Source organism: Bradyrhizobium sp. GCM10028915, from assembly GCF_042666195.1.
Taxonomy (GTDB): Bacteria; Pseudomonadota; Alphaproteobacteria; order Rhizobiales; family Xanthobacteraceae; genus Bradyrhizobium; species Bradyrhizobium canariense_D.
The window spans coordinates 14,664-39,874 of record NZ_JBHTFN010000024.1; the positions used below are offsets into that span (position 1 = coordinate 14,664).

27 protein-coding genes are annotated in these 25,211 nt (G+C 64.3%); 14 read left to right on the forward strand and 13 right to left on the reverse strand.

Going from position 1 to position 25,211, the window contains the following annotated elements; all coding sequences use genetic code 11:
- Nucleotides 1-89 precede the first annotated feature (89 nt).
- Both ACFQX9_RS14780 and ACFQX9_RS14785 read left to right on the forward strand, forming a co-directional pair.
- On the forward strand, nt 90-653 hold the full coding sequence (locus ACFQX9_RS14780) for a nitroreductase (protein WP_085385010.1): 564 nt from the start codon (nt 90-92) through the stop codon (nt 651-653).
- Nucleotides 654-716: 63 nt separating this feature from the next.
- Nucleotides 717-1,985 (forward strand): serine hydrolase domain-containing protein, encoded by a 1,269-nt coding sequence (locus ACFQX9_RS14785; protein ID WP_377789110.1) that lies wholly within the window; start codon nt 717-719, stop codon nt 1,983-1,985.
- Nucleotides 1,986-2,375: 390 nt separating this feature from the next.
- Here ACFQX9_RS14785 and ACFQX9_RS14790 read toward each other — a convergent pair whose 3' ends face one another.
- The 3 genes from ACFQX9_RS14790 to ACFQX9_RS14800 form a co-directional block, all read right to left on the reverse strand.
- The gene (locus ACFQX9_RS14790) at nt 2,376-2,792 is read right to left on the reverse strand and encodes a hypothetical protein (protein WP_377789112.1); all 417 of its coding nucleotides are present in this window, start codon (nt 2,790-2,792) and stop codon (nt 2,376-2,378) included.
- A gap of 84 nt (nt 2,793-2,876) precedes the next feature.
- On the reverse strand, nt 2,877-3,305 hold the full coding sequence (locus ACFQX9_RS14795; protein WP_377789114.1) for a hypothetical protein: 429 nt from the start codon (nt 3,303-3,305) through the stop codon (nt 2,877-2,879).
- Between the two features lie 164 nt (nt 3,306-3,469).
- Nucleotides 3,470-4,543, reverse strand: a complete 1,074-nt coding sequence (locus tag ACFQX9_RS14800) for a hypothetical protein (RefSeq protein WP_377789116.1) — start codon at nt 4,541-4,543, stop codon at nt 3,470-3,472.
- Between the two features lie 243 nt (nt 4,544-4,786).
- Between ACFQX9_RS14800 and ACFQX9_RS14805 the strand changes: the two genes are divergently transcribed.
- Nucleotides 4,787-5,830 (forward strand): patatin-like phospholipase family protein, encoded by a 1,044-nt coding sequence (locus ACFQX9_RS14805; RefSeq protein ID WP_377789118.1) that lies wholly within the window; start codon nt 4,787-4,789, stop codon nt 5,828-5,830.
- Between the two features lie 17 nt (nt 5,831-5,847).
- On the opposite strand, the gene ACFQX9_RS14810 is transcribed toward ACFQX9_RS14805, so the two are convergent.
- Complete coding sequence (locus ACFQX9_RS14810) at nt 5,848-6,276, reverse strand: CBS domain-containing protein (RefSeq protein ID WP_085351136.1); 429 nt, start codon at nt 6,274-6,276, stop codon at nt 5,848-5,850.
- A gap of 189 nt (nt 6,277-6,465) precedes the next feature.
- Nucleotides 6,466-7,242 (reverse strand): rhomboid family intramembrane serine protease, encoded by a 777-nt coding sequence (locus ACFQX9_RS14815; RefSeq protein ID WP_377789120.1) that lies wholly within the window; start codon nt 7,240-7,242, stop codon nt 6,466-6,468.
- A gap of 526 nt (nt 7,243-7,768) precedes the next feature.
- On the opposite strand from ACFQX9_RS14815, the gene ACFQX9_RS14820 reads away from it, so the two are divergent.
- Complete coding sequence (locus tag ACFQX9_RS14820) at nt 7,769-8,323, forward strand: PAS domain-containing protein (RefSeq protein ID WP_085361735.1); 555 nt, start codon at nt 7,769-7,771, stop codon at nt 8,321-8,323.
- A gap of 13 nt (nt 8,324-8,336) precedes the next feature.
- Here the strand turns inward: ACFQX9_RS14820 and ACFQX9_RS14825 are convergent, their stop codons facing one another.
- Nucleotides 8,337-8,726: a hypothetical protein gene (locus tag ACFQX9_RS14825; protein ID WP_377789122.1), complete on the reverse strand. Its 390-nt coding sequence runs from the start codon at nt 8,724-8,726 to the stop codon at nt 8,337-8,339.
- A gap of 145 nt (nt 8,727-8,871) precedes the next feature.
- Between ACFQX9_RS14825 and ACFQX9_RS14830 the strand changes: the two genes are divergently transcribed.
- Nucleotides 8,872-9,378, forward strand: coding sequence for a GNAT family N-acetyltransferase (locus ACFQX9_RS14830; protein WP_377789124.1), 507 nt, complete (start codon nt 8,872-8,874; stop codon nt 9,376-9,378).
- Between the two features lie 32 nt (nt 9,379-9,410).
- Here ACFQX9_RS14830 and ACFQX9_RS14835 read toward each other — a convergent pair whose 3' ends face one another.
- A complete protein-coding gene (locus tag ACFQX9_RS14835) occupies nt 9,411-11,408 on the reverse strand; it encodes a DEAD/DEAH box helicase (RefSeq protein ID WP_377789527.1) in 1,998 nt (665 codons plus the stop codon).
- A 368-nt stretch (nt 11,409-11,776) separates the two neighbouring features.
- Between ACFQX9_RS14835 and ACFQX9_RS14840 the strand changes: the two genes are divergently transcribed.
- Genes ACFQX9_RS14840 through ACFQX9_RS14850 form a run of 3 tightly spaced genes read left to right on the forward strand, consistent with a single transcriptional unit; the run spans nt 11,777 to nt 12,924 of the window.
- Nucleotides 11,777-12,214 (forward strand): metallophosphoesterase family protein, encoded by a 438-nt coding sequence (locus tag ACFQX9_RS14840; RefSeq protein ID WP_377789126.1) that lies wholly within the window; start codon nt 11,777-11,779, stop codon nt 12,212-12,214.
- A complete protein-coding gene (locus ACFQX9_RS14845; RefSeq protein ID WP_377789128.1) occupies nt 12,198-12,518 on the forward strand; it encodes a metallophosphoesterase family protein in 321 nt (106 codons plus the stop codon). The genes ACFQX9_RS14840 and ACFQX9_RS14845 overlap by 17 nt, the downstream gene beginning before the upstream one ends.
- Before the next feature lie 52 nt (nt 12,519-12,570).
- The gene (locus ACFQX9_RS14850; RefSeq protein ID WP_018455353.1) at nt 12,571-12,924 is read left to right on the forward strand and encodes a cupin domain-containing protein; all 354 of its coding nucleotides are present in this window, start codon (nt 12,571-12,573) and stop codon (nt 12,922-12,924) included.
- A 23-nt stretch (nt 12,925-12,947) separates the two neighbouring features.
- Here the strand turns inward: ACFQX9_RS14850 and ACFQX9_RS14855 are convergent, their stop codons facing one another.
- From ACFQX9_RS14855 to ACFQX9_RS14870, 4 genes are all read right to left on the reverse strand, one after another.
- Nucleotides 12,948-13,460, reverse strand: coding sequence for a hypothetical protein (locus tag ACFQX9_RS14855; protein ID WP_018455352.1), 513 nt, complete (start codon nt 13,458-13,460; stop codon nt 12,948-12,950).
- A gap of 114 nt (nt 13,461-13,574) precedes the next feature.
- The gene (locus tag ACFQX9_RS14860) at nt 13,575-14,015 is read right to left on the reverse strand and encodes a VOC family protein (RefSeq protein ID WP_377789131.1); all 441 of its coding nucleotides are present in this window, start codon (nt 14,013-14,015) and stop codon (nt 13,575-13,577) included.
- Between the two features lie 108 nt (nt 14,016-14,123).
- Complete coding sequence (locus ACFQX9_RS14865) at nt 14,124-14,606, reverse strand: DUF5680 domain-containing protein (protein WP_018455350.1); 483 nt, start codon at nt 14,604-14,606, stop codon at nt 14,124-14,126.
- A 3-nt stretch (nt 14,607-14,609) separates the two neighbouring features.
- Nucleotides 14,610-15,761, reverse strand: coding sequence for a zinc-binding dehydrogenase (locus tag ACFQX9_RS14870; RefSeq protein WP_377789133.1), 1,152 nt, complete (start codon nt 15,759-15,761; stop codon nt 14,610-14,612).
- Between the two features lie 250 nt (nt 15,762-16,011).
- On the opposite strand from ACFQX9_RS14870, the gene ACFQX9_RS14875 reads away from it, so the two are divergent.
- From ACFQX9_RS14875 to ACFQX9_RS14890, 4 genes are all read left to right on the forward strand, one after another.
- Nucleotides 16,012-17,259, forward strand: coding sequence for an MFS transporter (locus ACFQX9_RS14875; RefSeq protein ID WP_256467740.1), 1,248 nt, complete (start codon nt 16,012-16,014; stop codon nt 17,257-17,259).
- A 52-nt stretch (nt 17,260-17,311) separates the two neighbouring features.
- The gene (locus ACFQX9_RS14880) at nt 17,312-18,478 is read left to right on the forward strand and encodes a CynX/NimT family MFS transporter (protein ID WP_377789136.1); all 1,167 of its coding nucleotides are present in this window, start codon (nt 17,312-17,314) and stop codon (nt 18,476-18,478) included.
- A 68-nt stretch (nt 18,479-18,546) separates the two neighbouring features.
- On the forward strand, nt 18,547-19,158 hold the full coding sequence (locus ACFQX9_RS14885) for a PilZ domain-containing protein (RefSeq protein WP_007602573.1): 612 nt from the start codon (nt 18,547-18,549) through the stop codon (nt 19,156-19,158).
- 331 nt (nt 19,159-19,489) lie between these two features.
- Nucleotides 19,490-20,116, forward strand: a complete 627-nt coding sequence (locus tag ACFQX9_RS14890; protein WP_026232931.1) for a transglutaminase-like cysteine peptidase — start codon at nt 19,490-19,492, stop codon at nt 20,114-20,116.
- 120 nt (nt 20,117-20,236) lie between these two features.
- Here ACFQX9_RS14890 and ACFQX9_RS14895 read toward each other — a convergent pair whose 3' ends face one another.
- A complete protein-coding gene (locus ACFQX9_RS14895) occupies nt 20,237-21,988 on the reverse strand; it encodes a CHAD domain-containing protein (protein ID WP_377789138.1) in 1,752 nt (583 codons plus the stop codon).
- 330 nt (nt 21,989-22,318) lie between these two features.
- Between ACFQX9_RS14895 and ACFQX9_RS14900 the strand changes: the two genes are divergently transcribed.
- Together ACFQX9_RS14900 and ACFQX9_RS14905 are read left to right on the forward strand one after the other, a co-directional pair.
- Nucleotides 22,319-23,131 carry a helix-turn-helix domain-containing protein gene (locus ACFQX9_RS14900; RefSeq protein ID WP_085361725.1) on the forward strand — a complete coding sequence of 271 codons (813 nt, stop codon included), beginning with the start codon at nt 22,319-22,321 and terminating at the stop codon, nt 23,129-23,131.
- Nucleotides 23,132-23,294: 163 nt separating this feature from the next.
- Nucleotides 23,295-24,224, forward strand: coding sequence for a Bug family tripartite tricarboxylate transporter substrate binding protein (locus ACFQX9_RS14905; RefSeq protein ID WP_377789140.1), 930 nt, complete (start codon nt 23,295-23,297; stop codon nt 24,222-24,224).
- Between the two features lie 40 nt (nt 24,225-24,264).
- On the opposite strand, the gene ACFQX9_RS14910 is transcribed toward ACFQX9_RS14905, so the two are convergent.
- Complete coding sequence (locus tag ACFQX9_RS14910) at nt 24,265-24,972, reverse strand: GntR family transcriptional regulator (protein WP_377789142.1); 708 nt, start codon at nt 24,970-24,972, stop codon at nt 24,265-24,267.
- Nucleotides 24,973-25,211: the final 239 nt, after the last annotated feature.

A 25,211-nucleotide genomic window follows, 5' to 3' on the forward strand; every position in this document is an offset into this window, starting at 1 on the left:
TGAAATCGGTCTAAACTCGCTTTCGGTTGCGGGCGTGCATTCCTATGTGGGGACTGCACGCCCGACGACCAGCCGAAGAGGAAACCGCAGTGCCCGACGCCATCGAACTCCTGAAGACCCGCCGCTCGGTCAAGCCGCGCGAGATGTCCGGACCTGGCCCCTCCCCGGCCGAGCTCGAGACCATCCTCACCATCGGCGCGCGCGTGCCCGACCATGGCAAGCTCGCGCCCTGGCGCTTCATCATCTTCGAGGGCGATGCGCGCCAGCGCGCCGGCGAGGTGATCGCAAAGGTGTTCGCCCGGAAGAATCCCGGCGCGGCGGCGGCCGATGTCGAGACCGAGCGCAAACGCCTCATGGATGCGCCGCTGGTGATCGGCATCGTCAGCTTCACGAAGCCGCATCCGAAGGTGCCGGCCTTCGAGCAGGAATTGTCGGCCGGGGCCAGCGTTATGAACATCGTCACGGCCGCGGCGGCGCTCGGCTACGGCGCCTGCTGGCTGACCGGCTGGTTCGCGTTCGATCGCGACGTGCTGGATGGCCTCGGCCTCAAGCCGGACGAGAAGCTCGCGGGCTTCGTCCATATCGGCAAGCCGACCAGGCCGAGCGAAGACCGTCCGCGACCGGTCCTTTCTGAAATCGTGACGCGATTTTAATCGAAGGCGTGTTGACGCCTTCGACGTCTTGCGGCTTTGATCCCGGCGAGGGAGGAAGCCCGGATGAAGCGTCGTGAATTTCTGGTCGGAGCCGCGCTGCTGGCCGGCACGATGGCGCGAAGCCGCGCCGCCGACGTCCCCGCGCCGTCGTCCGACGGGCTCGACCGTATCACAGCGTATTTCGACAACGAGGTGACGAATGGCCGGCTGCCCGGCGCCGTGGTGCTGGTCCAGCAGCACGGCAAGCCGGTCTATCTGAAGACTATTGGCGTGCGCGACACCAGGACCGGTCTCGCGATGACGCCCGATACGATCTTCGCCATCCACTCGATGACCAAGCCGATCACCTGCCTTGGCGCGATGATGCTGATCGACGAGGGCAAGCTCGCGCTCACCGACCCCGTGTCGAAATACGTTCCCCTCTTCGCCGACACCAAGGTGGGCCTCGAGGTCACCAATCCCGACGGCACGTTGCACCTGGATTTCGTGGCCCCGGTCCGTCCCGTCAACATCGAGGATCTCCTGCGGCACACCTCGGGCATCAGCTACGACTACATCGGCGGCAAATGGGTCGAGCAGGCCTACAAGGCCGCAAATATCTTCGAAGGTCAATTCAACAACAGGGAATTCGCCCAACGCATCGCAAGGCTGCCGCTGGCACGGCAACCGGGAACGCTGTGGCGCTACGGTCATTCCACTGACGTCCTCGGCAGCGTCATCGAGATCATCTCGGGCCAGACGCTGTACGAATTCCTCAAGCAGCGCATCTTCGATCCGCTCGGCATGAGCAGCACCAAGTTCGCGCTGGCGACCGAGGACGAGCTTGCGCGGATGGCGCGGCCGCTGCCGAACGACAACATCCTGCTCGCCGCCGAGCGCGAGCGCCTCGATCACCCCGAATGGCAGTCCGGCGGCGGCGGGCTGCTCTCGACCATCACCGACTATCAGCGCTTCGCACAGATGCTTCTCAATGGCGGCGAGTTCGACGGCAAGCGCTATCTGAGCCCCGCTGCCTTCAAGGCCATGACGACCGATCACGTCGGGCCGGGCTCGGGCGTCGGCCGCGATTACTTCTATTTTCCGGGCGACGGCTTCGGCTATGGCTATGGCCTCGCGGTACGGACCGATCCCGGCAACGCCAAACCGCCGCCGCCGGGCTCGCTCGGCGAGTTGAAATGGGACAGTGGCAGCGGCACCTATTTCGGCGTCGATCCCAAGCTCGACATGGTCTACCTGCTGATGCAGCAGACCCAGAACGAGCGCAGCCGCATCACGCCGGACTTCAAGGCGCTGGTCTACGACTGCTATCCGTCCGAGTTACGCCGCCCGTGAATCTCGCTGGCCGAAATCAGTGAGCAGCTGCGATCTCGAGGGCGTACACTTCCATCATCCTCGTCATTGCGAGCGCAGCGAAGCAATCCAGAATCTTTCCGCGGCGGCAGACTGGATTGCTTCGCTGCCCTCGCAATGACGGAGTCTGTGGGTGGCAGCGTCGCGCTTCCATTCGCATTCCGGATCGCAGACACACCTTCGCATCCTCGCGGCGCATTTCGCCCGAGCTTTGCTTGGTCGCCTCACCCTCAAATGAAAGAGGGCGCAGGGAAGACCGGGTGCCGGCTGGCACCCGCGGTCCACTGTGCGAGATTGTCGTGAACAAAATTGCACAGCAGCATACAGGTGAAGCCAAAACATCCGGCCTTCCCTGCGCAGTGGCTTTACGGCTTATGTCGTGCTCTCCCCGGGGAGCGATGCACTATTGCCCCCGTCGCCTTGCTTGATGCGTGTGCCCGGTTGGGCAACCCACATCACCGCAACGCTTGACGCACAGACCCCGGGCGTCAGGACCACACGATTTTGCCGTACGCCGATCACACCGGTCGTGTGCGCGAGGCCTTCACTCACGGTTGCCCGCCCTGCGAAACCATTCGCGCCGATGTGACTAACGTCCACCGCCGTCCGGCCCGCGTTCGTGACGATCGCGATACGCCCCTCTTCCTTGGGCCGGGTTGCGGCGAAATATACGCAATTCCGAAATTCGGCAAAGCGGAATATTTTTCGCGGCGCGGGTTGTCCGACAATTTGGGTGTTTTGCCCGTCGGGCAACGCAAGGTCTTGTAGCCCGGATGAGCGAAGCGACATCCGGGATTCCGACCACGAGCTGTCCCGGGTATCGCTTCGCTCACCCGGGCTACGGGACTTATCGGACTGCACGCGCAGTCGCGACTAGTCCTCGCTGGACGTCGCCAAGCGGTTGCGCAGCGGGGCCTGCGACAACAGAAAGAACAATGCGCGCTCGCCATGATATTTGGCGGACGGCCGAGTGCGCTCGAAGCCATCGGCAAATTTCTTGCCGGATTGGTCGCACACCTGCCACCGCCAGCCGAACCGCTTACGCCTGGTGAGGATCACTTCGAACATGCCGACGAGCGTGGTCCCCTGCTCCTTGCCGGTCTCGCAGACGCACGAGCCTGCTCCGGCCTCCCCCGTTGGAGTGATGTCCGACATATAACGCGGCAGGATGGAAAGCGAATAAAATTGATTATCGGAAATAGGTATCTTGCACTGCTGTGAGGAAGTCGCGGCGCCGCTGGAATAAGCCGGCGGTGCCGGTGTTAATCGGTCCTGCTTGGTAGCGCTGCCAGAGCTGTTCAAATCGAAACGCCAACAATCGCAACAGCAAGCGGAGCAGCGGAAAGCATCTGCTTTCGCACACGGGACTGGCGGTAATCAGATATGGGAATCCATGCGCTGAATGAGAAGTGTTCACCAGGCACGAAGACCAGCGTCGGGCCGCATGCGGCATCACCGCTCAAGCACTAGCGCGCGACGACCTCGACTTCGCCGTCGACGCCGTTGACGACATTGAAGCCGCGCTCGTAGACCTTGCCCTCGTTCTTGGCGATGGCGCGGTATTCGCCTTCGGAGAGCACGACGCGCGGAAAGGCGCCGATCGATTCCTTGATGACGTCGCCGCCTGGGGTCAGCACCGACCAGGCGGTGTTGGCGAGCGCCTCGCCGCCCCTGTCGCTGACGAGCTTGAGCGTGATGACGGCGGCGCGGTGGGTGATTGTGACGTCGGTGAGCTTGCTGGCCTGGACGCGGATGTCCGAGCGCACCACCGAATTGGCGTCGCCGTAGTTCGAGATGATGTAGTAGGTGCCCTCCGGCAGCAGCACGACGTCGCCGGCGGCGACGTTCGGCACCAGGGAGGCGCGCTCGCCGGATTCGAACTGGCTGCCCTTGTAGATCGCGAACGAGATCTGGTTCTGCGGAATGCGGCTGGTGCCGACGCGGCCCTCGATGCGCAAGCCGCCGGCCGGCAGCACGAAAGATTCACGGTCGGTCTCGGCTTTCAGGCTGACGGTGCGCACCGCGCTGACGAGGCCAAAGGCGACGTGCACGACGTAATTGCCGGGCGGCAGCACGATGTTGGGCGTGGCATTACGATCTTCGCGGATCAGCTTGAAGGTGCCGTTCTCGTCGGGACGATCGGCAAACACGCGCCACACCAGGCCGCTGGTGATCGGCGGGGTGTCCTTGCCGTATTTCGCCGTCAGCGACAGCACGCCCTGTCCGGGGACGGCCGCGTTGAGCGGCGGGGCGGACGGCACGGTCGTGACCGCGGGCGGCGGCATGCTGGGCGTGGTCGGCTGCAACAGGGTCGGCGGCAGGCTCGGCGGTCCGGCACCCGGGCCGGAGGGCGGCGCCAGACTAACGGCACCGCCGGGATCGGGCACCGACGCTGGCGGCACCGGCGGTGGACGATCGGAGAAAAGCTGCGCCTGCGCAGCATTTTGGCCAAGAGTATAGAGGCAGGCAGCAAGGACCAGCGCCGGCAGCAGCGATGCGCCGCGCCGCCATCCGATGATGCCGTCACCCCCGAGAGTCATGCCACCTGCTTTTCACCGAAAACGCGGCAAATTCAAGCCTCTGGACCCCTGAGAAATACGGCCAATACGGTTCTTTGGAACCCGGCTGACGCCTGCGTGATTACCCCAGGGGCAGCCCGTCCCTCGCCATACTCCTGCCCCGCGCGCTTCCCAAACCGGCATAAACCATGCTTCGGCCCGGTTCTGGCGGAGCGCGAGTGCGGTGCCTAGTCTGATGGCGGGTCCCGGCGTAGGAGAGTTTCGGTGCTGGACATATTGAAGGGTCGGGGTTCGAACAGCGATAAGATCGGCGAGAAAGTCGGCCTGGGCAGCATCCGCCGGCCGGTCATCGGCCTTGCCCTCGGCGGCGGCGCCGCGCGCGGCTTCGCTCATATCGGCATTATCCGGACCCTGCTCGCCAATGGAATCGTGCCTGACGTCGTGGTCGGCACCTCGATCGGCGCAGTGGTCGGCGGCCTCTATGCGGCCGGCCGACTCGATACGCTGGAAGAATGGGGCCGCAGCCTGCAAGGGATGCGCAACATCCTCGGCTACCTCGACATCCGCCTCAACGGCTCCGGCCTGATCGGCGGCGAGAAGCTGGCGACCCGGCTCGAGGCCGCCTGCGGCCAGAGCCAGATCGAGGATCTCCCGGTCAAGTTCGCCGCCGTCGCGACCGAGGTTCGCACCGGCCACGAGATCTGGCTGACGCGCGGCCGCGTGGTCGACGCGATGCGCGCCTCCTACGCGCTGCCCGGCATCTTCTCTCCGGTCCTGATCGGCGATCGCTGGCTGGTCGACGGCGCATTGGTGAACCCGGTGCCGGTCTCGGCGGCACGCGCGCTCGGCGCGGAAATCGTCATCGCCGCAAATCTTTCCAGCGATATCTTCACCTATTCGACGACTGTCTATTCGCACGGCGCGATGCCTGAGCCGGTGATCCCCGCGACCGAAGAGCCGGCATCAAAGCGGCGCTTCCCGAGATTCTTCTCGCCTGAGAAGACGGTGAAGCGCGAGTTCTTCGGCGGCGGCAGCGCCCGGCCCGGCCTCTCCTCGGTGATGGTCGACGCTTTCAACATCATGCAGGACCGCATCACCCGGGCCCGCCTCGCCGGCGATCCGCCCGACATGCTGATCACACCGCGGATCGGTCAATTCGGCTGGTTCGATTTCCACCGCTCCGAGGACCTCATCGCGCTGGGCACCCGCGCAGCCGAGCGTGCGCTGGAGTCCATCCAGGAGGCAATCCACGAACTGGCGCCCGCGCCCGAGGGCGCCGCGCCCAAAGCCGACCAGCAGCAGGACTAATCAGGCCGTCTTACTGATCAGGCGGTCTTGATGTAGTCGCGCAGGGCTTCCTGCTCGGCCTCGTATTCCTGCACCCGGCGCTTGACGATGTCGCCGATCGAGATCAGGCCCACCACCTTGCCGTTGTCGACCACGGGCAGATGGCGGAACTTGCCGGTGGTCATCATCTCCATGAGCTCGGCGACCGTGTCGGTCTCCTTGCAGGTGACCACCTTGCGGGTCATGACCTGCGAGACCGGCTCCTCCAGCGCGCCGGCGCCGCGCTCGCCGATCACCCGGACGATGTCGCGCTCCGACAGGATGCCTTCCAGCCGGCTCTGGTTCATCACCAGCACCGCGCCGATCTTCTTGTCGGCGAGCAGTTTGACCGCGGCAGCCAGCTTGGCGTCGGGCTCGACGCTCATGATCTGGTGGCCCTTGGTGTTGAGAATCGAACGTACCGTCATTGTCGCCTCCCTGAATCGCAACCGTCCGCTGTTCGCGGTCCGGACTTGTTCTTCGAGTCTTCAACTAACAGTTTCAGCGCCGGTTTCACGTTCAGGCGCTTTGCGAAGCATCGCCGCTAGCGGCCTGTCGCTTCGGAACATTCTTCTCGGGAATGATGGATGAATTCGGGCGGCGCCGCAAGCGCCGCTTCAAATGCGGTCTGAAATGTCCCGTGATGACGCATCCGCAGCATCACTTCGCACGCGCGGCACCGGATCGAACAGCGCGAACAGCAACAGGCCGGCAAGGAAGCCGCCGATATGCGCCTGCCAGGCGACGCTCGTGGTCTCGCTGTCGATGCCGATCGCGCCGACGCCGAAGACGATGTTGACGCCGAACCACACCGCAAGAAAACCGAGCACCCGCCCGTCGCGCAACGCGCGCGACAGCGGCAGCGCCGGAACTCTTGCGGCGGTATCGGCATCCGATCGGCTGAACGACAGGAAGCTGCCGCGAACGAAGGCGAAGCGGATCGCCGCCGCCATCGCGCCGGACACCGAGGCCGAGGCGCCGATCATCGGCGCCACCGCGTGCTCATGGGTGACGAGATGGGCGAGCGCGCCGGCCGCCGCCGTCACCGCGAGGAACAGGAAGAACCTGACGGCGCCAAAGCGCCGCGCCAGCGCGCTGCCGAACGGCAACAGCCACAGCACGTTGAAGCCGACATGGGTGAGATTGGCGTGCAGCAGCGAATAGGTGACGAAGGTCCAGATCTTGGCGCCGGCCCCGCCGGGAATCTCCAGATTGAGCAGCGAGGAATCGTAGCGCTTGGGGATGAAGCCGAAGACGTCGATGGTCCAGTTCTCGAGCTCCGGCGGCAGCAGCACGCGCAGATGGATCACCGCGAGGAGGAGGATATAGGCGGTCAGCGCGAACGGCAGCGTCAGGATCGGCTCGCGCGGAGCCTCCTCAACGACGGCCGGCACCCCCAGCGAAGCATCTTGCGACGAAGGATCTTGCGGCGGAGAATTTGGCGGGAATTCCAAGGGCGGCTTCGCTTTCAGGCGCGATCGGAGCGACAGGCTTCACGACAGGCCTTGGAGATAGTCGCCTTTGCCCGCGCTGCGCAAGTGCACAAAAGGAAAAGGCAGGGCCCTGGGAAAGCCCTGCCTATCCGTGTCGGACTTCCGGTACCCAGAGAGACGGGAGTATCCCCACCCCTCCCCGCGGCCGGTGACCAAACTGTTTGACGCCTGTGTACAGGCCTCGCCGAGAAGCTGGAGAAAAGCGGCGAGGCTTGCGACCGCGATCACCATAGCAGCGGGGCGGTGCACGGAAAGCGCATAGTTAATTTAACGTTAACGACGCAAAGGCAGCGCCAGGAGCACCGAAAATGCCGCTGCGGCATGGACGCTGCAAAGCCCCTCCTGCACAACAACACAGGGATCGCGGCTGCACTGAAGCGGGACAGGTTTGTCCCGCGAGGTTGCACCCCGGGGTAAGCGTTCAGCCATGAAACATCCGTCGAGCCGCGAGTTCTTCGCATATTGGGACACCAAGCGGGGCACCGCGCGGGCCCCTGACCGGGCCGATATCGATCCGGCCGCCGTGCGCGGCCTGCTCGGTGACATCTTCGTTCTGTCCTGCGAGCCCCATCTCGGCTTTCCGTTCCGCGTCGCCGGCACGCGCGTCTGCGCCCTCGCAGGGCGCGACCTCAAGGATGCGAGCTTTGCGGCGCTGTTCAACGAGGCTAGCCGCCGCGAGATCGAGGAGATCACGACCATCGTCGCCGATGAGAGCCTCGGGGCAATCGCCGGCGTCACCGCCGCGCGCGAGGACGGCAGCAAGGCCTATCTCGAACTGCTGCTGCTGCCGTTCAACGCCCGCCCGCATACACCGGTGAGCGTGACGGGCGTGCTCGCGCCGTTCGACGACGAATGCGGCGCGCTGGGTCCGTTCGCCCTCACCTCCTGGCGCTATCTGCACCAGCCGGAAAAACTGCTGCCGCGCGCGATCCGCAAGCTGCAGATCGCACGCGGGCTGATGGTCTATGAGGGGCTGCGGTAGCAGTGCACCCTGCTCACGGCATCGCCAGATGCCAGGCGCCGTTCAGAAAGCCGTCGCCGGTGACGTCGCCGGGCTTGGTGTCCTTGGCAAAGGTGTAGAGCGGCTTGCCCTTGTAGGCCCACTGCTTCGAGCCATCGTCGCGCGTGATGACGGTGTAGCCGTCGGCGGCCGCATCGCTCGCCTCGGCCTTCAGCACCGGCCAGTTGGTCGCACACGGACCATTGCAGGCCGACTTGCCGTCAGCATCCTTGTCGAAAGTATAGAGCGACATGCCCTTGGCGTCGGTAAGCACGTTCCCTTTGTCGGTCCTGCCGGTCTTGGTCGGCGGTGCCGCGAAGGCAGCGGGAAGCAGCGCCAGCGATATTGCGAGCGTGAGCGCGAGGCGGATCGAGGATGTCGTCATAGTCTCTCCTGTCAGGCAATGGACTTGCATGGGTAGGACGCCGCGCGAGCCGTCGTATTCCTGAGATCGCGGCAAAGATATTTTTCGCTGCAAGCATCGTCGCATCGGAATAAACTGGGATGATGGAGATGGACGACGGATCGACATGAGCAAGCCGCATTGGCGTCCCGCGCGCGCCCCCGATCTGCCGGCGATCAGCAAGATCGCAGCACGGATCCATCCCGATCTGCCTGAAAGCCCTGAGGTGTTCGCGGAAAAGATGCGGCTCTATCCCGATGGCTGCCGCGTGATTGTCGCGGACGACGGGATCGTCGGCTACGGTCTCGCGCATCCCTGGATCCAGCACCGGATTCCGCCGCTCGACGGCTTCCTCGAGCAATTGCCCGGCGATGCGGATTGCCTCTATTTGCACGACGTCGCGGTGCTGCCCGACTTTCGCGGCGGCGTCGCGCGCGACTATGTCATCGCGATCGAACAGCTCGCGCGCGCATCAGGAATCGCGACGCTCGCATTGGTGTCGGTCTACGCCACGCGGCCGCTGTGGCAGCGTCTCGGCTTTCGGCCGGTCACCGCGGATGCGGAGCTGCGGGCGAAACTCGCGTCCTACGGCGACAGCGCGACCTACATGCTGCGCGACCTCGCTGCGACGTAACGCCCCTCCCCGTCGACGCCGGTAGGCCGCCGTCAGGCGCGATGCTTCTTTTTAGTCTTCGGCTTCTTTCCGGCGGCGCCCTTCTCAGACCACGACGTGACCGAGGGCTCAGCGTGGCCCGGCTTGTTCTTGTGCTTTTTCTTCTTTGCGAAGGAAGGCGCATCGTCGAATTTCGGCGTGCGCTCGGCGTACGGCTTTTCGTGCGGTTTGCCGTGTATCTTGCCGTGTGGCTTGCCTTGCGGTTTGAACCCGTTCGGCTCGCGCGCGCGTTCGCCCTGGCGTTCACGATGATCGCTGTCGCCACTCTCGCGCCGCGGCGCGTGGGGCCGCTCTTCCGATGCCGCCTGCCGTTGCGGCGCATCCGCCATCGGCTCGAGACGGATATTGTCTTCCTTGTCCGGACGCTTGATCTTCACGGCGAAGGATTCCGCGACCCGCTCGGAAATTTCGAACTCGGTGGTGGTGTCCATGATCTTGATCGCGCCGATGTCGTTCTTGTCGATGCCGCCACGACGGCAGATCATCGGCAACAGCCAGCGCGCTTCCGCGTTCTTTTTTCGTCCGATGTTGGCCCGGAACCAGACGCTGCCATCCGCCATGCCATGTTTCGACGACGATTTTCCCGCTTTTGGTCGAGCCCTTTCGGTCCGATCATCGCCGCGCGAAGCGCGGACATCGTCGCGCGGCGCGCGCGTATCATTGCGGCCGCGATCCTCGCGCGGCCGGCCAGTTCGCTCGCCGGGATCCATGATGTCTTCGGGCGACGGCAGCCGCGCGCGATAGAGCCGTGCAAGTGACGCGGCGATCTCCTCGGCCGACCGCTCGGCCAAGAGCGCCTGCGCCAGCGCCAGATCGTCGGCGGTGGTCTCCTCCGTGAACAGCACGTCCTTCATGCGCTCGTGATCGAGCTTGCGGATCTCATCCGGCTGCGGCGCCGTCCCCCAGACCGCGTCGATGCCCGAGACGTTCAGCAGCATTTCCGCACGCCGCCGCCGCACGGGCGGCACCAGCATGACGCTCGTCCCCTTGCGGCCCGCGCGGCCGGTGCGGCCGGAGCGATGCTGCATGACCTCGGCGTCGTTGGGCAGGTCGGCATGAATGACGAGGTCGAGGCTCGGCAGATCGATGCCGCGCGCGGCGACGTCGGTCGCCACGCAGACGCGCGAGCGTCCGTCGCGCAGCGACTGCAGCGCCGTGGTTCGCTCGTTCTGCGTCAATTCGCCTGACAGGGCGACCACGGAGAAGCCGCGCTCCAGCAGTGCCGCCTGCAAGTGCCGGACGCCGTCGCGCGTGCTGCAGAATACCAGCGCGCTCGGCGCCTCGTAGAAGCGCAACACGTTGACGACGGCGTGCTCGGCATCACCGGGCGCGATCCGGATCGCGCGGTACTCGATATCGGCGTGACCGCCTTCGTCGCCGGCGACCTCGATCCGGAACGCCCGCTGTTGATACTGCTTGGCCAGCGCGACGATACCGCGCGGGAACGTCGCCGAGAACATCAGGGTGCGGCGCGTGTCCGGCGTGGTCTTGAGGATGAACTCCATGTCCTCGCGAAAGCCGAGATTGAGCATCTCGTCGGCCTCGTCGAGCACGACCACCTTCAATTCCGAGATATCGAGACGGCCGCGTCGCAAATGATCGCACAACCGGCCGGGCGTGCCGACGACGATATGAGCGCCGGCCGCAAGCTCGCGCTGCTCGCGCCTGGGGTCCATGCCGCCGACGCAGGAGACGACGCGCCCGCTCGCATGCTCGTACAGCCAGGCCAGCTCGCGATGGACCTGCAAGGCAAGCTCGCGGGTCGGCGCCACGATCAGGGCAAGCGGTGCACCCGCCCGCTCGAACCGCTCGGCGTCGCCCAACAGGTCCTTGGCCATGGCGAGCCCATAGGCCAGGGTCTTGCCGGAGCCGGTCTGTGCCGAAACCAAGAGATCGCGGTCAGCGGCCTCGTCCGTGAGTACGGCGAGCTGAACGGGGGTCGGACGGTCGTAATTGCGCTCGGCCAAAGCTCGGGCGAGCGGCGCACTCATGGTCGGAAAAGACACGGGATAAACCTTGGTTGGTCCAGGCGCGGAACGTCGAGCCGCGCGACCTGAAGCTGCGTAGGCGGCAAATGGTCCAGCCGCACGCGTGGTGATTTGATTTGGACGCTCTTTACGCCAAGTGCGGGCAAATCACCATGCCTATGACGCATGGCTTTGGTGATGCCGAGAATAAGCTTACTGGCCAGCTCGACCCACTACATCCAGCATTTTCGGGGCATTTTACTGCATATAGCGGGATTTTGGGGCGAGGCTGCAGATTTTCACGGCCACCTCGCTTAAATTATGCGCGGTTGGAGCTGCCGGAGACGCACAACAGGGCTAAGCTCAGGCCGATTGGACTAGGGAGCACGACGATGCGATTGGCAGTCATTTCCGATATCCACGGCAACCTTGCCGCGCTCGAGGCGGTGCTGGCCGACATCAAGGCGCATGGCGTCGATCGTACGGTCAACCTTGGCGATTGCGTCACCAGCCCGTTGTGGCCGAAAGAGACTTTCGAAGCGCTCGAGGCGCTGTCGCTGCCGACCGTACGCGGAAACCATGATCGCTGGATTGAGGAGTTTCCGGACGACAAGCTCTCGTCGGCAGGTCTGTTTGCGCGCAACGCGTTGACTGCGGAGCAACGTCTCGCACTCCACAGCCTGCCTTCCCAAATACGGCTGGACGATGGGATCCTGGCCTGCCACGGCACGCCCGACAACGATACGACATGCCTGCTGGAAGGAAACGCTCGACGACGGCCGCTTCGTACCGGCACGCCGCGACGTGCTGGCAATGCGCCTCGCGAGTGAGCCGACGGCGCGCGTGGTGCTGTGTGGTCATAGCCACCGCCAGGCCGTCGTTCACGGACCTCATGACTGTCTGGTTCTCAATCCAGGGAGCGTTGGTTGCCCGGTCTTCGCAGACATTCCCGTTGCCGCAAACCTGGAATACCGCTCGCCGCACGCGCGATATGCAATCCTCACGAAGCGACAAAGGGGCTGGCAGGCCGAACTCTTGGCCCTCGAATACGATTGGGACGCCGCATCGTCCCGTGCCCTCGCCAACGACCACCCGAAATGGGCGCGGGCCATATCGTCGGGATATGTCAAATAACTGCTGGCATCGCTCGACCCAAATTGTGCCGCACGGAAGAACGGGAGAACACATGGCCGACGGAATCTCGCTTGCCGACAAGCTCGCGACATTTGGGGATTTCTGGTCCCCACGCACGATCACGACCTTCAACGATTGCGACGTGATGGTGGTGAAAGTGAAGGGAGAATTCACCTGGCACAAGCATGACGACACCGACGATTTCTTTCTCGTCCTGAAAGGCAGACTGGATATCGAGTTGCGGGACCGGACGGTGACGCTCGGTCCGGGCGAACTCTACGTGGTGCCGAAAGGTGTCGAACATCGCCCGGTGGCGCGCGAGGAGGTTCATCTCATGTTGATCGAGCCGACCGGCACGCCGAACACGGGCGACAAGGCGACCGCAGCCGCGCGCAAGTTCGCATAGAGGGCAACTCGCCCGGCGCAGCCCTAATCCCTGGAGGTCACCAGGCTGCTGAAGCCGCCGACCAGTCTAGCTCTTGCCCGCACAAGAGTGTCCCTGGCCGCGCGGCTCAGTGCGCGGATGGCGCGCCAGGCGTCGGTTGCCTGCAGCCACGCCTTCACCTCGGAGTACTTGCCGTACGCCCAGGCAAAAGCCGGAATCCGCATCAGCTTGTCACGGGTGAGATGGAACAGGCGCTCGACCAGCACGAGCTTGAGCAGCTCGCCGATGATGAACGTCACGGCCCCGCTCACGATCTGACCGGTCGCCGCGAGATAGGCTGCCACGGGCTTGACCGGCTCCAGGATAATGACGGGTACCGAAAACAAGGCGAGCGAGCAATAAGGCGACAGCGATCTGATCCAGCCCCGCAATCGCTTCAATTGGAGATGGCGCCCGATCCAGCGCGAGATTGGCCTCGCCACGGCCATGAAGACCGCATCCACCAGGAAGTAGATGGCGGCCGCGATGTAGGTCAGGGGCTTCAGGATCTGCTTCACGATGAACTCTCCCGTGAACTCAAAGCCGTAACCTGGGCCTAAGTTTCACCCCGGCGTGAATAACTCGCGGATTTTCGATGGAACTTTTCGTGTACGGGCCCGCCGCTGCCCGGTTCAGATCTCCGCATAGATCTCCAAAAGATTACCGTCGGGGTCGCGGAAGAACAGCGTCCGATGCCCGAACGACTGGTTCGTCGGCGGTGACAGCAGCGCCACGCCGTGGCGTGCGAGTTCGTCGGCACACGCATCGACTTCGGCCGCGGATACCTTGAAGGCCAGTTGCAGCGCGGCACTGCCCGCCGGCCTCGGCGCGTCAGTCGCGGTTCGGCCCGGCCTTGCGAGAGCCAGCGTGTTGTGGCCCAAGCCGTACTCGATCCAGTTCGGCGACAGCTCCCGCAGCAGCGGAAATGCGAGGACGTCTTCATAGAAGCGCCGCATCGCCGCCATGTCGCGCACGAAAATGACGGTGTAGTCGATCGCACGGATGGCGCGGAAGGGCGAGCGGGTGCGCTGGCCTGGTTCGGTCGTTTGTTCGTTTGTCATCTCGTCCTTCATACCAACGCCGGCCCGTAGCCCGTATGGAGCGTAGCGGAATACGGGGAGCCACAGGCGAGAATCCCGGATTACGTTGCGCTCCATCCGGGCTACAGGGCTCGCGAAACTCTATCGCAACATACCGCCACTGTAACGGACCGCATAGAGCGGCACGCCATCCTGCCGCGCAATCGTCTCGACACCGTGGAAGCGATCGAGCGCGCCCTCGACCTCGTTCCGATAAATCATACCTGCGTGCTCGAACAGATGCGGGCCCCGAAACGGATACTCGATGCTGACGTCCAGCAACGCCTGGCGCAGGAATTTGTAGATCGCGAGGAAGGTGTCTCGATCCGTGATCTCCGCGCGGACGCCACCGCTGTAGCTCATCGACCAAATGACGCGGTCATCCCGAGACACGGTCTCCTGCCCGACGAAGAACCCCATCCCGAAATAGATATCGCGATAGGCATAGGGCGCCGCGCGATGCTCGAGCTGCTTTGAGCCTCTGAGCAGCGGAGCGGCCACGGTGGCGTCGTCGTCGAGGCCCGCATAGGTCCGCCGCTTGGCTTCGATCAGAAACGCTGCGAAATCTCCGGGGATGGACGACATCGGTTATTCCACCAGCTCCGGCCACGGCACGATCGTCGACTTCACCGTCTTCATCGCCATGGCATCCCTGACCGCCTGCGCGACGCCGTCTTCCGTGAACGGATAGATCGTCTGCATCTTCAGCCAGGGATATTTGTCACGGGTGCGGTAGAGCATGTCGACGCCGAGCGGCAGATCGTTGGCGGTAAAACCCCAGGAGCCCAGCACGTTGATATCCTTGGTGCAGATGCGGTGCCATGAAGTCTCGATCGAGCCGGCGTCGGTGAACTGGCCCATCTCGACATAAGTGCCACCGTCGCGCAGCATCTCGATGCCTTCGGGGCCGGCGGAGGGATGGCCCGAGCAATCCATCACCAGATCGGCGCCGAAGCCGCCGACGATGTCGCGCACGCGCGCGATGCGTGCCTCGGGCGATTTGATCTCCTCGATGTTCACCGTCGCCTCGGCGCCGAACTCGCGCGCGAGCTTGAGCCGCGGCTCCTCCGGCGCCCCGACGCAGATCACGCGCCCTGCTCCCATCTCCTGCGCGGCGGCGACCGCGAGAATGCCGATCGGGCCCGAGCCCTGGATCACCACAGTGTCGCCCCAGGAAAAACCGCCGGCGCGGCTGGCGCGATTGAAGGCGCGGATACAGGACGTCAGCGGCTCCGACAGCGCACCCAACCGCAGCGACATGTCGTCAGGCAATTTGTAGATCTTGGTGCCCGGCAGCATGTCGAGATCGACATAGACATATTCGGCCCAGCCGCCCCACATGTGAGGCGCCTTGTCGAAGCCGAGATAGCGGCCGTAATAGACCGGCGTCAGGCATTTGTTGGCGGTCAGGGGATAATGGATGCAGTAATAGCAGCTGCCGCAGGGCATCAGCGGCGGGATCATCACTTTTGATCCGACCTTGAGCGGCTTGCTCATGAAGTCCTCGGTGAATTCGTCGCCGCATTCGACAATGATTCCGCCGAGCTCGTGGCCGAGCGTGAACGGCCACGGCAGCGGCTTCGGCCAATGCCCCTTCAGAATGTGCAGGTCCGTGCCGCAGACGCCGCACGCGCCGACCTTGATCAGCGCGGCCCTCTTGCCGACCTTCGGCCACGGCACGGTGCGAATGACGGGTTCGCTGCCCGGCCCTGCGTGGGTGCAGACGCGGATCTGGTCCATGGCGTGTCCTCGCTGCCCGTCTGTTATGATTGATTGGTGCGGGCTGAAGCGAAGCGTATGTGAGATGCGCGCTGGTGCCAAGCCGCGGTCTCGTAACCCGCATGAGCGAAGCGACATGCGGGGCCAGCATTCCCGGATATCGCTTCGCTCATCCGGGCTACGGGACCCTGGTCTCCACACACCCAAGTGCCTTGAGCGCTCGACGGCGAACGTGTAGGCACGGCGCCAAAGTCCCACCCCAGGTGCCCGCTTGAACCCCCTCCCTCAAAATCCCGTGGTCGCGTCCGGCTCGTTCGCAGCGATGAGGTCGGTGCCCTACCGGCTCCAGTTCATCGCTTACGTGCTGGCGATGATGGCCGACAATATCGAGCATGTGATCAGCTATTGGGTGGTGTTCCAGAAATTCCATTCGCCGGCGCTGGCGGGTTTTGCCGTGCTGTCGCACTGGTTGCCGTTCCTGCTGTTCTCGGTCGCGGTTGGCGGACTGGCCGACCGGGTCGATCCGCGCCGCATCATTCAATGCGGCATGCTGCTGTTCATTGTTGCCTCGGCCGGATGGGGTTTCTTCTTCATCACCGACACCATCCAGATGTGGCACGCCATGCTGCTGCTGGTGATCCATGGCTGCGCCGGCGTGTTGTGGCAGACGCCGAACCAGCTGCTGCTCTATGATCTCGTCGGTCCGGCCGATCTTCCGAGCGCGGTGCGGCTGAATGCGATGGCGCGCTATCTCGGCATTTTGGTCGGACCTGCCGTCGGCGGCATTATCATGCTGACGCTCGGCACCTCGCATGGCATTATCTTCAACACGCTGTTCTATCTGCCGATGCTGCTGTGGCTGTTCTGGGCGCCGGTGCGGGACAAGAGTGTCGCCGTGCGGCGCTTCGCCGTGCGCGGCCTTGCCGACATCATGCTGACCATCCGCGCCATCGGCACGCAGCCGGTGCTGACGGCGATGACATGGCTCGCCGGCCTCACCTCCTTCATGATCGGCAATGCCTATCACGCCCAGATGCCGGGCTTTGCCGGCGATCTCGGCCACGGCGATCCCGGAATCTCCTACAGCGTGCTGCTCGCGGCCGATGCCGCCGGCGCACTGCTCGCCGGCATCGCGCTGGAATCCTGGGGGCGGCTCAAGGGCACGCCGCGCACCGCGATCATGCTCGCCATGCTGTGGAGCGTGGCGCTGCTCGGCTTCGCCTCGGTGCGGATCTATCCGGTCGCGATCGTGCTGTTGTTCTTTGCAGGCTTCTTCGAGCTGTCGTTCAATACCATGGCGCAGGCGCTGGTGCAGTTGAACGCGCCGTCCGACATTCGCGGTCGCGTCGTCGGCCTCTACAACATGGCGGGGCTTGGGATGCGGGCGTTCAGCGGCATCACGGTCGGACTGTTCGGTGCGGCGATCGGCATCCACTGGTCGCTCGGGCTCTCAGCCGCAGTGCTGCTGGCACTGCTATGTCTTCTCTATGGGCGCGCGACGAGGAAGACGGCCGGTTGACTCCGGCGTCTCCCCACCGCACGCTCGATACAGGGTTTGGGGAGATGAAGCGTTGCGCAATCGCTGGGGCATACTTGCGATCCTGTTCGTCGTTCGCCTCACCATCGCATTCCAGTTCCAGAGCGTGGCCGCGGTCGCGCCGCTGCTGCAGCAGAGCTTCGGCGTCGGGCTCGCCGATATCGGCATCCTGATCGGACTCTATTTCACACCGGGCATCGTGCTGGCGCTGCCGGGCGGCGCGATTGGCCGGACGCTTGGCGACAAGCCCACCACGATCGTGGCGCTGCTGCTGATGACGGCGGGCAGTCTCGTCATGGCCACCACCGACGTCTGGGGCTGGCAGATGGCGGGCCGGCTCGCTTCCGGCGCCGGCGGCGTGCTGCTGACCGTGCAGCTCACCAAGATGGGCACCGACTGGTTTGCGGGGAAGGAGATCGCTACCGCGATGGCGATCTTCGTCAACTCCTGGCCGGCCGGCGTTGCGATCTCGCTGCTGGTGCTGCCGGCGATCGGCACGGCCTATGGCGCGGGCGCCGTGTTCCTCGTGGCCGGCGCGCTCACCGCGATCGGCATTGTGCTGATCACGTTCTACCAATCGCCGCCGGGAGCAACCGCCAGCGCGGCCGGCTCCGGGCGGCTTGATCCGCTCGCGCTTCTGGCGGTGATCGTCGCGGGCGCGATCTGGGGCCTCTATAATGTCGGCTTCGCCATGATCTTCTCGTTCGGCCCCTCGCTGCTCGCCGAGCGCGGCTGGAGCATTGCCGCGGCGGGATCGGCGATCAGCCTCGTGATGTGGCTGTCGGTGATCTCGGTGCCGGCAGGCGGTTATCTCGCCGATCGCTTCAAGCGGCCGTTCGTGCTGGCTATCGTGGCCAGCCTGGTGGTGGCCGGGCTGCTGGCCTGGCTGACCCGGTCCGACGCCGTGATCACGATCCTCGTCCTGATCGGCCTGATCGGCGGCCATCCGGCCGGGCCGATCATGAGCCTGACCGCCCGCGTGCTCGTGCCGGAAACCAGGGCGATCGGGATGGGCGTGTTCTACACTCTCTTCTATGCCGCGATGATGCTGGGGCCGGCGGTGGCGGGCCGGCTCGCCAAATCGGCCGGCACGGCCGCGGTCGCGCTCGACCTCGGCGCGCTGACAGTGCTGGCCTGCCCGCCCCTGATGTGGCTTTTCGAACGCATTGTGTCTGTTCGTCACCGCCGTGCCCGATCCTAACGCGGCATTAACCCTGTGCACCTTAGGGTCGTCCCGGACTCCGCCAGGCGGGGGGTCGGGTTGTGAAAATGGCGTTGGCGCACAAAAAATTTCTTCCGGCCGCCGAGGAACGTCGGCGTTTCCAGCGGGTGAAGGTTCACCTGCTCGGCCGCTACATGCTGCCGGACCGCCGTGAATTCCCCTGCCAGGTGATCAACATGTCGCCGGGCGGGCTGGCGCTACTGGCCCCCGGCATCGGCAATGTCGGCGACCGCGTGGTCGCCTATCTCGACCATATCGGCCGCGTCGAGGGCAAGATCACCCGCATCATCGACAATGGCTTCGCCATGACGGTCGGTGCCACGCCGCGAAAGCGCGACAAGCTTGCGGCACAGCTGACCTGGCTCGCCAACCGCGACATCCTCAATTTGCCGGAAGACCGCCGCCACGATCGTATCGTGCCGCGCAATCCGATCGCGGTGCTGACGCTCGAGGACGGCACCAAGATGACCTGCCGCATCATCGACCTCTCGCTGTCGGGCGCCGCCATCGCCGCGGAGAACCGCCCCCCGCTGAAATCGACGGTTCTGCTCGGCCGGGTGCAGGGCCGCGTGGTCCGAAACCTCGAAGATGGCTTCGCGCTCGAGTTCATGCATTCGCAGCCAATTGAAACTCTCGAAGAGAGCGTTACCGCGCGGTAAAGCGCGAAGGCACCAAAACCACTGCATTTCCAGTACTGAAGGCGGCCTCCGCGATGCGGACGCCGCCTTTTTCATGGGTGGCGTCGAGGCTCGCGCGGGTTAACGCGGAGGCTGCGGGAGCGTGCAAACAACGGTTCCGCCAGCGTTTCCGCGTTAATCCATAAAATTTGAATCAATTGCAGTCATATCGAATTTTATTCAAGTTTGACTCAAGTATAGATCGAATTCGCCGCGTGTTTTACTTGCATTCGTCTCGACTTGACTTGACTGACTTAGCGGCAACTCAAAAGCTGCCTGCGCAATGTGGTCCCAACAAGAAACGGGGGCCGCAATGTTTGATTTCAGGGGACAGGGGAAGGGATTGGCGCTCGCCGCCATGCTCTTCGGAATGAGCGCGGCAGCGCAGGCCGGCGAAGGCCGTCTGCTCTACGCAAGCCTCGGCGACACCACGCGTGCGCCGATCGGCTGGGTCGAGTTCTGTGCGGACAATGCCGCTCAGTGCCAGGGCGCACCGACGCAACCGCGTGACATCGTGATGTCGCAGGCTGCATGGCGCGACCTCGTCAAGGTCAATCGCTGGGTCAACGAGACCGTCAAGCCTTTGACCGACCAGGAGCACTGGGGCGTGATCGAAAAGTGGTCGCTGCCGTCGGACGGTTACGGCGACTGCGAGGACTACGTGCTGTTGAAGCGCAAGATGCTGATCGATGCCGGATGGCCGCGCGAGGCCCTGCTCATCACCGTCGTGCGCGACAAGAAGGGCGAAGGACACGCGGTGCTGACGGTGAAGACCGACAAGGGCGAGTTCGTTCTCGACAATCAGAACGAGAACGTCGTTGCCTGGACGGAGACCGGCTACCGCTTCGTCAAGCGCCAGTCGCAGAGCGATCCCAATGTCTGGGTCTCGCTCGGCGACACCAAGCCGGCGGTCTCCACCGCCAGCGCAAGGGATCAGTAGAGACAAACGAAAGAGATACGCGACCCGGTCACATCCCCACCCCTCCCCGTCCCAGACCGGTTCGCGCGCGGCCAGCCATCCCCCAATGGCTGGCCGCAACTTTTTTAGGGTGTACTTCGCTTAGTTCTGCGGCGCCTGCCGCGACCAGGGCACGCGCGCGACGGTGAAATCGCGCCATGTGCTTTGCAGGACGGGTTGCACCCCGATCGACGCGCGCGCCTGCCAGCCTGCGATCGCCGCCGCGGCGATGGTGCCGTCGGGCTCGGCATCAAGCCCGTCCAGCAATGATGCCGTAACCGCCATGTCGTTGACGGCGCCAAGCTGCTCCTGCAAGCCGGCGAGCCTTCGCGAGAATTTTCGCGTGGATTTGCGGTCTGCGAACAGCGGCAGCAGAAACTCGCTGAGATAGCGCAGCCGCTTGGTCGCGAGCCGCAGGCGGTGCAACTGTTCGGCGGAAAGCGACTTGAAGCGGCGGCCGCGCTTGAGCACCTTGGCGTATTGCGCCGATAGGATGCGTGCCGCGAAGTCGGCCGCGGGTTCGGCGAGCTGGCCGAGATCCTCGGTGGCGACGTCGTTGCGCCAGCCGCGCGCCTCGATCCAGTTGCCGAGGCCGAGCAGGAACATGGCGCAGCGGCGATCTTCGAGGGCGCCATGCGCCTTGCGATAGGCGTCGGACTGGCGCCCGGCCGCAGCCAGGCCCAGTGCATCGAAGCCCGCGACCGACGGACAGGCTGTTGCGATCTTCGGCAAGGTATCGAGCCGGAACACATCCCAGTCGCGCGCGGCGGAGAGCTCTTGCGCCAGCCATCTGGCTTCCAACCGCAGCGCATCGAGATTGCTGAGCGCGCCGACCGACCCCATCAGATCCAACGCCGATCGAAGCCGGCGCAGCGAGACGCGCAGCTGATGGATTCCTTCCGGATTGCGGCCATCCTCAGCCGCCGGCAGCGACTGAAGCAAATGGAGGAAGCAGGAACGCAGGATTGTCGCGAACGCCTCGTCCAAAGTCACCGACGGATCGAGACGAAGTTTTCGCGGACGCCGCGCCGAGGGTGGCTTGTCGGCGGCAAGATCGAAGCCGCGTGCCGATTTGGAGCGAATGGACGGCTTTACGTCGCCGTGCTCCGCGAGCCGCAGCGCGATCTCGTAGACCGCGCTCGCGCTGCCGCTCTTGAGCTCCAGCTCGATCTCGCTCACCGGCAGTGAACGGTCGCCGGCCGTCAACTCACCCTGGTCGAAGGCGATCTCGACCGTGCCTGACGGCAGTTCGATCGGCCGCGCATGCCGATGGACATCGGCGGTGAAGACCGATTCGAGCGGCTGCGCTTCCAGGTTGCCGCGAAGCTTCTCGGGAATGAACGGCATTGCCAAACCGAGATCGGGCGCAAGCGACGGTACCCTCATCTCCCACTCACCACGGCGGAGCGGATCGTCCACCGCATCGGTCTTCACGGTCTGCACGAAGCGCGCGCCGCTCTGACGAACGCGCAAGCTCAAGCCGTGGCGACGCAACGTCCGCTCCGGCGTGTCGTAATAGACGGACTTGAGATGTTTGCGCGCGCCCTTGTTGCGCGCGTTCATCGCGATCACAGGCGCGGCCTTGAAATGCGCCATGCGATCGGCATCGACGAAAAGCTTGAGCTCGATCTCACCGGCACCATGCGCGGCAGCGCTCGACCGCAGTGGTTCCGTTGCCGGTTCCGCGTCTTGCAATGGCGTCTGATCGATCACAGGTTCCGCGACGAGTTCGGCCGGCTCACGCTGCCTGAAGAAGCCAGCAACGACTTGCGTTCTCTTGTTTTCCCTTGCAACAGGATTTCCATCCCGCGCGCTCGGAGCCTTGCGAACCGGCGTTGCGTCTGACTTCAGCATTTACGGTAACATGACAGTTCGATGACAGAGCGCCATCCTATAGCCGGTGTGGCTCGCGAGGAATAGTCACGTGACGTCGCAGCGCCCTACCGTCCACACGAGGCTGGGAGCGCACAATCCAGCTTGACCACAGGAACTAAATTGCCGGGGCACAGCAAGCGATCGAATTGACTGCGAATCCTGCCCTTCTCGAAACCGAGATGAACGCGTCAGCGAGCTTGACTCATGCCAACCTTCCCGCAATCGGTGGCGATGGCGTCGAGCGCGCTGCCCTGTCCCTCCGGATGTTGCTTCATCGGCTAGCGGTACAGGCAATCACAAGGAGTTGGCATGACGTCGTTCCGTCCCGTCATCGCGTTGTCCAGGGGCCTCGAAGTCCTTCGGGTGATCAATCAGGAACGGCAGTCGACCGTCGGCTCGCTGCACAAGGCGACGGGGCTGAACAAGTCAACGATCGTCCGCATGCTCGAGACGCTGGAGCATGAAGGCTATGTGGTACGTCGTACCGAGCCGGCCAGCTACGCGCCGACGGGACGGGCGCTGCTGCTCAGCGCAGGCTATGATGAGCCGACCTGGATTGGCGGCATCGCCGAACCCATCCTCAACAAATTCCGTAAGCAGATCCACTGGCCGTCAGACATTGCCGTGCTCGATCAGGAATCTATGGTCATCGCCCACACGACGCGGGTGGATGGCTCGCTGCTGTTCAGCCGCCCGCCGGGATTTCGGTTTCCCGTCCTCGGCACCTCGATGGGACGCGCCTATCTCGCCTTCTGCGAGCCCGCCGAGCAGGAGCGCATTGCCGCGCGGCTTGCCCTCGGTCCCGAGCCCTGGAACGATCTGGCGCGCAATCCCGTCAGGCTTGCCAAAGTGCTGCGCACGATCCGCGACGCCGGCTTCGCGGTCATGGACGAGACCTACAGCCGCCGCGTCTTCGGCGGCGCAGTGTGGGCGATCGGCGTACCCGTCGTTTTGCGGAATCGGCTGTTCGGCAGCATGAACGTGATGATGCTTCGCGAGGCGGTCGGTCTGGAGGACGGCGTGCGGCGCTTCGTACCTTCGATGAAGAAGGTCGCTTCTGCACTTGCCGAGGCGCTCGGCGCCAAGCTTGCCGCGCCGGGTTCTCCTGCAGGTCGGCGATGATCATTTCACACAGTGAAACGATATTTTGATTTCTTGACCCTCCTCCTTGCCCGTGTGAAACCTCGTTGCGGTGGCTGCCGGCTGCCCAATGACACAGGGAAAAGGGGAGGCCGAAGTGCGGACATCCGCGAGAATTTGGGCTGCCGCGATTGCATGCCTGACGATGGCCGCCCCTGAAACGGCTTGGGGCGAAGCGTGGCCGACCCGGGCAATCAGGATCGTCGTCTCCACGCCGGCAGGCGGCATCACCGATGCCTTCGCCCGCGCCTATGGCGACTATATCTCGCAGAAGCTCGGCCAGCCGGTCATTGTCGAAAACAAAACCGGAGCCAGCGGTGCGCTGGCGGCACAGTCGGTGAAGGATTCCCCGGCCGACGGCTACACGCTGATGTACACGATCTCGTCCACCTTGCTCGGTAACCGGCTGTTGTTGAAATCGCTGGCCTATGATCCGGACAAGGATTTCACGATCGTCGCGATGACGCCTTCGGGGCATCTGCCGTTGGTGGTCCATTCCGCCACCAATGCAAAGACGATCGAAGAGTTCGTCGCGTACGCACGTGGCAACAAGGTCACGGCCGGCTCGTACGGCATCGGCTCGTTCGCGCATATTGCGATCGCCGAGCTCAACCGGCAATTCGGTCTCGACATTTCCATCGTGCATTACCGCGGCGAAGCGCCGATGTGGCAGGATTTGGCCGCGGGGGTGATCCAGGCGGCGGTCGGCAGCTATCAGGCTGCGCTGCCGGTGCTCGATACCGGCATCGGCCGCCCGATTGCCGTGCCGACACCAGTGCGCATGAAGAAGCTGCCCGAGACCAGGACATTTGCTGAGCAAGGGGTCACGGGCAATGTCTTCCAGCTCATCAGTTTTACCGCGCTGGTGGCGCCCGCTGCGATACCGGCAGACCGGATCGACATGCTCGCCAAGCTGATGGTCGAAGGCGGCAAGACGGAGCGCGTGCAGAAGCTGCTCGATGCCTTCGGCGTCGACCAGCCGGCCATGGATCGCGCATCCTCGATTGCGCTCTACGAAAAGGAAGGGCCGGTCTGGCTCGAGTCGATCAAGACTCTCGGGTTGGAGCCGCAATAGCCGTCGCCGCGCCCAGCCGGGTGCGGACACCTCCTGGAGGTCAGACCCCGAGCACGTCCGCGAGCCGCAACTCGTCGGCGGCGGGATCCTTCAGGAACAGCTCGGCCTCGATCTCGTTCAGATGCGACAACATCTGCGCGCGCGCGGCCTCCCTGTCGCATTTGCGGATCGCGGCGACGATTCCGGCGTGATGATTGGTGCCGCAGGCCGGCGTGTCGTGCCGGCGGTAGAGCAGGATGATCAGCGAGGAGCGCGCGATCAGCTCCTTGAGAAAACCGAGATAGATGCTGTGGCCACTCATCTCGGCGACGAGTCGATGGAAGTCGCCGGAGAGGCGGACCGAAGCACGCGCATCGCCACGCAGCTCCGCCTCGCGCTCCTCGGCAAGATGCCGCTGGAGACGCCCGATCCAGGCCGGCGATACCGCGTCAACGGCGTGATGGACGATCGTCGGCTCGATCAGGCGGCGCGCCTCGAACACTTCGCGGGCGTCCGCAGGCGTCGGCCGCGCGACGAAGGCGCCGCGGTTCTTCTCGATGTTGACGATGCCCTCATGCGCGAGCTGTTGCAGCGCGGTGCGAACCAGCGTTCGGCTTGCTCCGTAGATCTCGCCGATCTCGTCCTCGCCGAGTTTCGTGCCGGGCAACAGGCGATGCTCGAGGATCGCCGCAGTCACACCTTCCCGGATGCGGCTGACGCGATCGCTCGCATCTGGCGCGTCGGATTTCGGTCGGGACTTGACGGCCATGGGGGTGAGGACTCGATCGTCGACGAGGGCGTTGAATCCTAATCGACCAGCTGTATCCAATCACAGGCGAAACTTTATACAATCCGCGCCTGTTTTGTGTGCACGCAACTGCGAAGGCAGCGAACCGCCCAAGCCCGTGGGATTCGATCTAACGATCTGACTCCGCTGCACTGTTTTGGAATTCGGCCGGCCGAGAACGATTCAAGCGCGATTGGCATGGACCTTGCGGAGAGAGGCGC